Origin of the sequence: Allobosea vaviloviae (genome assembly GCF_001298265.1) — a bacterium.
Lineage (GTDB): Bacteria > Pseudomonadota > Alphaproteobacteria > Rhizobiales > Beijerinckiaceae > Allobosea > Allobosea vaviloviae_B.
Genome location: NZ_LGSZ01000048.1, coordinates 450,706 through 459,651, shown reverse-complemented (window position 1 = coordinate 459,651; position 8,946 = coordinate 450,706). Strand labels below are relative to the sequence as shown.

7 protein-coding genes are annotated in these 8,946 nt (G+C 67.0%); 4 read left to right on the top strand and 3 right to left on the bottom strand.

Features of this window, described 5'->3' with window-relative positions; genetic code table 11:
* Positions 1-131: 131 nt before the first annotated feature.
* From AE618_RS18340 to AE618_RS18330, 3 genes are all read right to left on the bottom strand, one after another.
* Complete coding sequence (locus AE618_RS18340) at positions 132-983, bottom strand: hypothetical protein (protein WP_054210468.1); 852 nt, start codon at positions 981-983, stop codon at positions 132-134.
* A gap of 129 nt (positions 984-1,112) precedes the next feature.
* Positions 1,113-2,330, bottom strand: a complete 1,218-nt coding sequence (trpB, locus tag AE618_RS18335; RefSeq protein ID WP_054210467.1) for a tryptophan synthase subunit beta — start codon at positions 2,328-2,330, stop codon at positions 1,113-1,115.
* Positions 2,327-3,016, bottom strand: coding sequence for a phosphoribosylanthranilate isomerase (locus tag AE618_RS18330; RefSeq protein WP_054210533.1), 690 nt, complete (start codon positions 3,014-3,016; stop codon positions 2,327-2,329). Before AE618_RS18330 ends, trpB begins: the two co-directional genes overlap by 4 nt.
* Before the next feature lie 80 nt (positions 3,017-3,096).
* Between AE618_RS18330 and AE618_RS18325 the strand changes: the two genes are divergently transcribed.
* The 4 genes from AE618_RS18325 (at position 3,097) to typA (ending at position 8,916) form a co-directional block, all read left to right on the top strand.
* A complete protein-coding gene (locus AE618_RS18325) occupies positions 3,097-4,428 on the top strand; it encodes a TAXI family TRAP transporter solute-binding subunit (RefSeq protein WP_054210466.1) in 1,332 nt (443 codons plus the stop codon).
* A gap of 81 nt (positions 4,429-4,509) precedes the next feature.
* A complete protein-coding gene (locus tag AE618_RS18320; RefSeq protein WP_156330332.1) occupies positions 4,510-5,730 on the top strand; it encodes a glycosyltransferase 61 family protein in 1,221 nt (406 codons plus the stop codon).
* A 2-nt stretch (positions 5,731-5,732) separates the two neighbouring features.
* Positions 5,733-6,926 (top strand): O-antigen ligase family protein, encoded by a 1,194-nt coding sequence (locus AE618_RS18315; RefSeq protein WP_054210464.1) that lies wholly within the window; start codon positions 5,733-5,735, stop codon positions 6,924-6,926.
* A gap of 166 nt (positions 6,927-7,092) precedes the next feature.
* Positions 7,093-8,916, top strand: coding sequence for a translational GTPase TypA (gene typA, locus AE618_RS18310; protein WP_054210463.1), 1,824 nt, complete (start codon positions 7,093-7,095; stop codon positions 8,914-8,916).
* Positions 8,917-8,946 lie beyond the last annotated feature (30 nt).

Below are 8,946 nucleotides of genomic sequence, written 5' to 3'. Positions count from 1 at the left end.
TCGAATCAATGTGAGGTCTGTGCTCATGACACCTTACCTACGTCACCGCACATTCTCTGTGAAGCTCCAAATTCTCTGAGATCCAATTTTCTGTGTATGTTCTCACTTGAACCCTGAGATTGTTGGGATTCTCAGCGGGTGAGTTTGCTACCTAATGCCGGATAGTCGAGCGCAGACAGGGCGCGCAGCATCTGGCGCAGCACCGCCTCTTCCCGATAAAGCGGCACGGCGACGGTGTAGACCGGCAGGCGGCTGTCATCGACGCGCCAGCGCTGCTGGCGCCAGAGATCGGGGGCGGGCCGCTCGATCGCCGCCGCCAGGCGCAGCAGGATCAGGCCGAGGAACACCGGCCCGAGCAAAAGCGCGACGGAAAAGAACGTCTCCAGCGGTGCGAAGACCCCGCCTGTTGCCGTGCCCGCCGCCGCGATGGCGGCCGTGATGCGCTGGCCGCGGCTGGTGCCGGTGCGGGCGCTGTCGCGCGCCAGCCCCGCTGTGTCGAGATTGGCCGCGCGGATGGCGAGCGTCGCAGCATTGGCACGTCGAAGTGCCTCGCCGAAGCGTCGCGGCGTGACGACGGCGATATCGTTGCGCTGTCGCGGACCGGCCTCCAGCATCCGGCGCAGCGCCGGCCCCTCGGGCGCCAGGATGAAGCGCAGGCTCGGCGTGGCATCGCCAGTGACGGGCGCGATGCCCCCGCGCAGGATCGCGCCATAGTCGCCGCCCGAAACGAGGTCGAAGTCGCCGGCATGGAAAGGCAGGTCGAGCTCTGCGGCGAAGGCGCGATAGAAGCCGTCCTCGTTGATCAGGCCGAGTGCCAGGAGCTCCCGGGCAGGCTCGGTGCCGTTGCGGCCGGCGCGTTGCGCGACCAAGGCGAGGCCGGATGGCGCGACGCCGTGGCGCGACAGAAAAGCGATCTCCACCGGCAGGCCGCCCGAGGCCTCGCCGCGCTCGTCGAAATGCCCGTCGCCCCCGCTGCCCCCCAATGGCCCGGTCCCGCCCCACGCAACACAACGGCCCCGGACCGGCAGGGCCGGGACAACCCATGGTTGCCGGTTTGCCGCGGAGAGTCGAGAGGGGGGGGCGATATTCTGCGTTGCGGACGACGTGTCCGGTCACATTCCGCCAAGAATCTCGGCGACCTGAGGAATGTCCTTGTCGCCGCGACCGCAGAGATTCATCACCATCAGGTGGTCCTTCGGCAGCTTCGGCGCCAATTCGATCACCTTGGCCAGCGCATGGGCCGGCTCCAGCGCCGGGATGATGCCCTCGAGCTTGGAGCAGAGCTGGAACGCGTCCAGCGCCTCCTGGTCGGTCGCCGAGATATAGCTGACGCGGCCGGAATCATGCAGCCAGGCATGCTCGGGGCCGATGCCGGGATAGTCGAGCCCCGCCGAGATCGAATGCGCGTCCTTGATCTGCCCGTCATCGTCCATCAGCAGATAGGTCCGGTTGCCATGCAGCACGCCGGGCCGCCCGCCGGTCAGCGACGCCGCATGCTGGGCGGTCGAGAGGCCGTGGCCCGCGGCCTCGACGCCCCACATCCTCACTGACGGATCGTCCAGGAAGGGATGGAACAGGCCGATCGCATTCGAGCCGCCGCCGATCGCGGCGATCAGCGAATCCGGCAGGCGCCCTTCGGCCTCCTGCATCTGCTCCCGGGTCTCGTTGCCGATGACGGATTGGAAATCGCGGACCATGGCGGGATAGGGATGCGGGCCGGCCGCCGTGCCGATGCAGTAGAACGTGGTTGCGACATTGGTCACCCAGTCGCGCAGCGCTTCGTTCATCGCGTCCTTGAGCGTCTTGGTGCCGGATTCGACGGGCACGACGCTCGCTCCCAGCATCTTCATGCGGAAGACGTTGCTCGCCTGCCGGGAGACGTCGACGGCGCCCATATAGACGATGCATTCCAGCCCGAAGCGGGCACACAGCGTCGCGGTGGCGACGCCGTGCTGGCCGGCGCCGGTCTCGGCGATGATGCGCTTCTTGCCCATGCGGCGCGCCAGCAGGATCTGGCCGAGCACGTTGTTCACCTTGTGCGCGCCGGTGTGGTTCAGCTCGTCGCGCTTGAAATAGATCTTCGCGCCGCCGAGATGCTCCGTCATGCGTTCGGCGAAATAGAGCGGCGAGGGCCGGCCGATATAGTGCTTGAGGAAGCTCGCCATATCCTTCTGGAAGCTTGGATCGACCTTGGCGGCCTCGTAGGCCTGCTCCAGCGACAAAACGAGCGGCATCAGCGTCTCGGCGACGAAGCGGCCCCCGAACATGCCGAAGCGGCCGTTCTCATCGGGGCCGGTGCGGTAGGTGTTGGGGGTCTGGGGCGCGTTCATGTCCGGCCTGCCTCTGCTGTCGCTGCTGCCGACGCGGCCCGTGCCGCGGCGACGAAATCCCTGATCGCGCCGATATCCTTGACGCCCGGCGCGCTTTCGACCCCCGACGAAACGTCGATGCCCCACGGCCTCGCCATGGCGATGGCCTGGGCGACATTCGCCGGGTCGAGCCCGCCCGATAGCATGAAGCCCAAAGCCGGGTCGAGCGCGGCCAGCAGCCCCCAGTCGAACGGCCTGCCATGTCCGCCGGGATAGGCGGCGTCCTTGGGAGGCTTGGCATCGAGCAGGATGCGATCGGCGATGCCCTGATAGGCCGCGATCGCGGCAAGATCATGCGCCCCGCCCACGCCGAGCGCCTTCATCACGCGCAGGCCCGTCGCGGTCTTGATGGCCGCGACCTGCTCCGGCGTCTCCTGCCCGTGCAATTGCAGCCAGTCGGGCTTCAGCGCCTCGGTGAGTGCGCGGGTCTCGCCGACATCGCGATCGACGATGAGCGCCACGATTTCAGCCCGTCCGCGCGCCATGGCCGCGAGTTCGGCCGCGCGCGCCGTCGTGACGAAGCGCGGGCTTTTCGGATGGAAGACGAGGCCGACCATGTCCGCGCCTGCGTCGAGCGCAGCGCGCAGCGTCTCCGGCGTCGACAGGCCGCAGATCTTGATCGTGAGGGGCGCGAAGGCTGGGTTCATGGCGTCGCCATAGCATGAACGCGAGACGCGCCGCACTTGCGACATGATGGCAGGCGAAGCAATGCTGGGGCGTCACGGCGATGGGCCGCGGCAAAGCAGGGCGGGGCGGATTGTTCGGCAAGGGGCGACGCGGCTTCACCATCCTGGCGGGTCTGCTGGCGCTGTCCGGCATCACCGCAGCGGTTTTCTACGTCGTCAGCCAGCCGCGGACGCTGCGCCTCGCGGTCGGCCCGATCAGCTCCGAGGATGCCCGCATGGCGGCGGGTTTCGTCCAGGGGCTGAACCGCGAGAAATCCCAGATCAGGCTCAGGCTCATCCTCACCGAGGGGTCCGAAGAGAGCGCGAAGAAGGTCGATGACGGCGACGCCGAACTCGCCATCGTCCGCCCCGACATCGCCCTGCCGGCCAAGGCCGATACGGCGCTGATCACGCGCCGCTCCTTCCCCTTCCTGATCACCGACAAGGACAGCGCCATCGGTCGCATCGCGGACCTGCGCGGCCGCCGGGTCGGCGTGGTGCGCAATCCCGCAGGCAATATCGCGCTGCTGAAGCTGGTGCTGGCGCAATACGAGGTCGGGCAAGACGAGGTCACCATCGTCGGCCTGACGCCAGATGAGGTGGTTCCCGCGGCCAAGGAACGGCGCATCGACGCCTTCTTTTCGATCAACGCGGTCGGCGCCCGCTCCAGCGGCGACGGCGCCAGCCGACTGCGCTCGGCCTGGGGCGAGGATCCCGTGCTGATCCCGATCCGTGAAGCCGATGCGCTGGCCGCGCGGGTCCGCGCCATCGAAACCGGCGAGATCGTGAGGGGCGCGCTCGGTGGCGATCCGCCCCGGCCAGCGGAAAACCTGCCGACGATCGCGATCACCTCGCGTCTGGTCGCCTCCCAGGATCTCGACGAGGACATCGTCGGCAGCCTCGTGAGCGCCCTGCTGGCGCTGCGTGTGACGCTCGCGGCCGAATTGCCGCAAATCCAGGGGCTGGAGACGCCCGCGACCGACAAGGACTCGCCGCTGCCGGTGCATGCCGGCGCCGCCGCCTTCATCGACGGTGAGCAGAAGACCTTCTTCGAGCGCTATGGCGACTGGTTCTATCTCGGCGTGATGGGGCTGTCCCTGCTGGGCACCGGCGCGGCCGGGCTGCTCGGCCGCGAAAGCGCCGCGCGGCGCAAGCGGGCGATGATGGGGCTCGACCAGCTTCTGGCCCTGCTGCCTGTGATCCGCGGGACCTCCGACGTCGAGACGCTCGACCTCTGCCGCGCGCAGGCCGATGCGATCCTGCTCGAGGTGCTCAGCGATTTCGGACAGGGCGATCTTGATTCATCCGCCATAGCTGCTTACCGCTTGGTCTTCGATCAGGTTAGCCGTGCTGTCATCGAGGCGAAGATCAGGGCCACGACCTCCGGCCTCTGACGCCCTGCATGCGAGCCGCCCCAAAGGCTTTTGGCCCCAAGGCTTTCGCCGGACGAGACGAACAATCCGCGGGAGACCTGCTTGGCTCGGCACCACACTTTCCTGAACCGCCTGCTCGACATGAAGCCGCATGCATTCAGGCTCAGCAACGCCCTGCTCGGCTGGCATCCCGCGCTGCGCCGCGCTGCCGGCTTCTTTCCGGATTTCGTCTGGCCTACCGAGCGCGTGCGCGTGATCAGCGACCAGAGCCACCGGCACCATCTCTACGAGCCCGAGCACGCGGCCGCCCTGGCCGTCGTCTCGCAATACAATGTCGACGTGATGAACCCGCTGGAGACAGCCTGCGCCCTGGACACGACCCGCACCATGATCGCGGAGATCAGCGGCGTGGTGATCCCCGGCCATACGATCACGCCGGCCGATGCCGCCACAGGCAGCCAGATTTCGCTCGGCCAGCAGGGCAAGGCGCGCTGGGCCTTCTGCTATCCCGCGCCGATCGGCCTGAACCGGATCGAGGTGAAGGCGCGCTGCATCGCGATCCCGCCGGTGTTCCACTACACCCACCTGCTGACCGACGTTCTGATGCCGATCTGCGAAGCCGTCCGCATTGGGGCCATCGACAGGCAGGAGGAGACGGTCGTGGTCACGGCCGGCCATCCGCCGCTGGTCACGGCGTTTCTCAAGGGGCTGAAGGCGCTCGGCTATCCGATCCGCCAGCTCGTGCTGAAGCCGACGCAGCATGTCGCGACCGACCGCTATCTCTATGCGCGCAGCCATTGCCCCAATATCGAGCGCATCTACGGCGTGCCGCAGGCGATCGGCACCGCGCGCGCCATTTTCGATGCGGCCTATGCCGATCAGCCGCCACCGCCCGCCGCCTCGCGGCTCTATCTCAGGCGTCGTGGCCACCGCCTGCGCGTGGTCGCCGGCGAGGACGAACTGGTCGCGCTCCTCGAAAAGGCCGGCTTCCGGATCTTTGAGCCAGCCTGGAACAACCATGCCGAGCAGGTCGCTGCGGTTGCGGGCGCCGATGTCGTCGCCGCCGTCCATGGCGCGGCGCTGGTCAACACGATCTTCAGCAAACCCGGTGCCGTCGTGGTCGAACTGATGGCGGAAAACGCCCGTAAGAGCGTCGTGCTGCATTGGTCGGGCGAGGGCGGGGCGGATCTGGTCCCGATCCTGGGCGGCCCGGAAGGCGCCAAGCAGTCCTTCGCGATCGACCCGGTCGCCGCGGCCGAGGCCATCATCGCTGCCGCGGAATCCGCATCGGTGACGGTCGCCCTCAACGGTGTCGGCGCCTGAGCATGGCGCTTCCTCTCATATCGGCGCGGCTGCCGCGCTTCGTCGGGCGTGACGCGATCTGCGTCGCGGGCTTCGCGCTGCTGCTGTCCGCCGCCTATCTGATCGCCAAGAACACCTCCGCCAAGCTGATGATCGCGGGGCTGGTGATGATCGTGCTCAGCGATCCGACCCTGCTGCGCGAACGCCTGCCGCGCGCCCTGATGCTTGGGCTGGCCGCGATCGGCGGGCTTGCCGCGTGGACGGCGCTGGGGCTGGTGGTCAACCGCGCGGCGCCTGGCCCGGCCGGCGAGGCGCTGGCGAGCTTCGCTTTGCTGGCGCTCGTCCTGCTCGCCGGGCGTCGGCTCCTGGCCTGCTGCGGGCTGCGTTTCATCTGCGGCGCGTTGCTGGCCGCTGCCGCCCTGAGTTCCGTGCTGACGCTGGTGCTGCATGTCTCCGCCGGGTTGGCCTTCAGCGAGCGGCTGATGCCGCTCGGCCGGGCCGGCAATCCGATTCCGGCCGCCGGCGGGCTCTGCGTCGCCCTGATCGCGGCGGTCGTGCTGTGGAAGGACGCGCCGCGCCCTCGCTCAGGACAGCTCATCGCCTTGGTGGCCTGCGCCATCCTGCCGATTCTCGTCGTGGTGGCGATGACCCAGAGCCGGGGGCCGATCCTGGCCGCGCTGATCGCTTTCGCCGCGATGCTCCTGCCCTGTCGGGCAACTGGATGGCGCCTTTTCATGGTGGCGATGCTGGCCTGGGGCGCGATCACGGCCTTGATCGTGCTCGACCCCTGGCTGAGATCATTGATCTGCACCGATGCCATGAATTTCTGCCGCCCCTCGGCCCGCATGCAGATTTGGGCCACGGTGGTCGAACTCGTCGGGCAGCGTCCGGTTTTCGGCCTGACGCCGATCTTCCGCTTCGACGATCCGGTTCTGGTGCATGCCCATAACGGCCTGTTCGGCACGGCGATGTTCTTCGGCATTCCGGCTGTGATCGCGGCCCTCATGCTGGTTTTCGCCTATTGCCGGCATCTCGAACGCATCGACCCAAGCCTGTCCTTCTTCTGCGCCAGCATGCTGATCTTCAGCTTCGGCTATATGGGTTCGGACCTCCCCAACCCGTTTTCCTTCGTGAACATGCACTATTTCTTCCTGTGGCTGCCGATCGCCTTCGGACTGTCATGGACGGCTGGCAAGGCTGCCGACGCGCGAGGCTGACGGCCTGATTCACCCTGTGGTGGTCAAAATCGCGGTGCATGGTTGCCGGAACGCCCGTCAACGTTTATGTGCAGCGCAGCGAATTCCAGTTTTCCTCGAGAACGGGCTGCGCCGGCAGGGCTTCGATCCTCGCCGGCTTGTGGCCATGAAAAAGGCCCCTGCCCGCATGTCCATGCGCAATATCGCCATCATCGCCCACGTCGACCACGGCAAGACCACGCTCGTCGACAAGCTCCTGCAGCAGTCCGGCACCTACCGCGACAACCAGCGCGTCATCGAGCGCGTGATGGACTCCAACGAGCTGGAGAAGGAGCGCGGCATCACCATTCTCGCCAAAGCGACCTCGGTCGTCTGGAAGGATGTCCGCATCAACATCGTCGACACCCCAGGCCACGCCGATTTCGGCGGCGAGGTCGAGCGCATCCTGAACATGGTCGATTCGGCCATCGTGCTGGTCGATGCGGCCGAGGGTCCGATGCCGCAGACCAAGTTCGTGGTCTCCAAGGCCCTGAAGCTCGGCCTGCGCCCCATCGTGGCGATCAACAAGGTCGACAAGCCCGACGCCCGCGTCACCGAAGTCATCAACGAGGTCTTCGACCTCTTCGCCGCGCTCGACGCCAATGACGAGCAGCTCGATTTCCCGATCCTCTACGGTTCGGGCAAGCAGGGCTGGATGGCCCATGACCCGGCCGGTCCGCAGGACCAGGGCCTCGCCCCGATGTACGACCTGATCCTCAGCCATGTGCCCGAGCCGCGCATCGAGGAAGGTCCGTTCCGCATGCTCGGGACGCTTCTGGAAGCCAACCCCTATCTCGGCCGCATCATCACCGGCCGCGTCGTCTCGGGTTCGGCCAAGCCGAACCAGCAGATCAAGGTGCTCTCGGGCGACGGCACGCTGGTCGAGAGCGGCCGCATCACCAAGATTCTCGCCTTCCGTGGTCTCGAGCGTACGCCGATCGAGGAAGCCATCCCCGGCGACATCGTCTCCATTGCCGGCCTGGTGAAGGGCTCCGTCGCCGATACCTTCTGCGACCCCTCCGTCGAGACCCCGATCAAGGCCCAGCCGATCGATCCGCCGACGGTGTCGATGACCTTCATGGTCAATGATTCGCCTCTCGCCGGCACCGAGGGCGACAAGGTCACCACCCGCGTCATCCGCGACCGGCTCCTCAAGGAGGCCGAGGGCAATGTCGCGCTGAAGATCGAGGAATCGACCGACAAGGACAGCTACATCGTCTCGGGCCGCGGCGAATTGCAGCTCGCGATCCTGATCGAGCAGATGCGCCGCGAGGGCTTCGAGCTCGGCGTTTCGCGTCCGCGCGTCGTGCTGCGCCGTGACGAGAACGGCGCCCTGCTCGAGCCGATCGAGGAGGTCATCATCGACGTCGACGAGGAGCATTCCGGCGTCGTCGTGCAGAAGATGTCCGAGCGAAAGGCCGACATGCTCGAGATGCGTCCCTCCGGCGGCAATCGCCTGCGGCTGGTCTTCCACGCCCCGACGCGCGGCCTGATCGGCTATCAGGGCGAACTGCTGACCGACACGCGCGGCACCGCGATCATGAACCGCCTGTTCCACGCCTATATGCCCTACAAGGGCGAGATCGGCGGGCGCCGCAACGGTGTGCTGATCGCGATGGAGACCGGCGAAGCCGTGGCATATGCGCTGTGGAACCTCGAGGATCGCGGTCCGATGATGATCGAGCCCGGCTGGAAGGTCTATCAGGGCATGATCGTCGGCGAGCACACCCGTGAGAACGATCTCGAGGTGAACGTGCTCAAGGGCAAGAAGCTCACCAACATCCGCACCACCTCCAAGGACGAGGCCGTGCGCCTGACGCCGCCGATCCGCATGACGCTGGAGCGGTCGCTGGCCTGGATCGACGATGACGAGTTGGTCGAGGTCACCCCGAAGTCGATCCGCCTGCGCAAGGGCGTTCTCGACCCCAACGAGCGCAAGCGCTCGTCGAAGATGAAGCAGGAAGTCGCCTGATCGACCCCACGGGCCGATCGCATTCACGAG

Excerpts from the sequence above, each read along its gene's own strand:
- trpB (WP_054210467.1), bottom strand. The coding sequence starts at position 2,330 with ATGAACGCGCCCCAGACCCCCAACACCTACCGCACCGGCCCCGATGAG.
- AE618_RS18330 (WP_054210533.1), bottom strand. The coding sequence starts at position 3,016 with ATGAACCCAGCCTTCGCGCCCCTCACGATCAAGATCTGCGGCCTGTCG.
- AE618_RS18325 (WP_054210466.1), top strand. The coding sequence starts at position 3,097 with ATGGGCCGCGGCAAAGCAGGGCGGGGCGGATTGTTCGGCAAGGGGCGA.
- AE618_RS18315 (WP_054210464.1), top strand. The coding sequence starts at position 5,733 with ATGGCGCTTCCTCTCATATCGGCGCGGCTGCCGCGCTTCGTCGGGCGT.
- typA (WP_054210463.1), top strand. The coding sequence starts at position 7,093 with ATGTCCATGCGCAATATCGCCATCATCGCCCACGTCGACCACGGCAAG.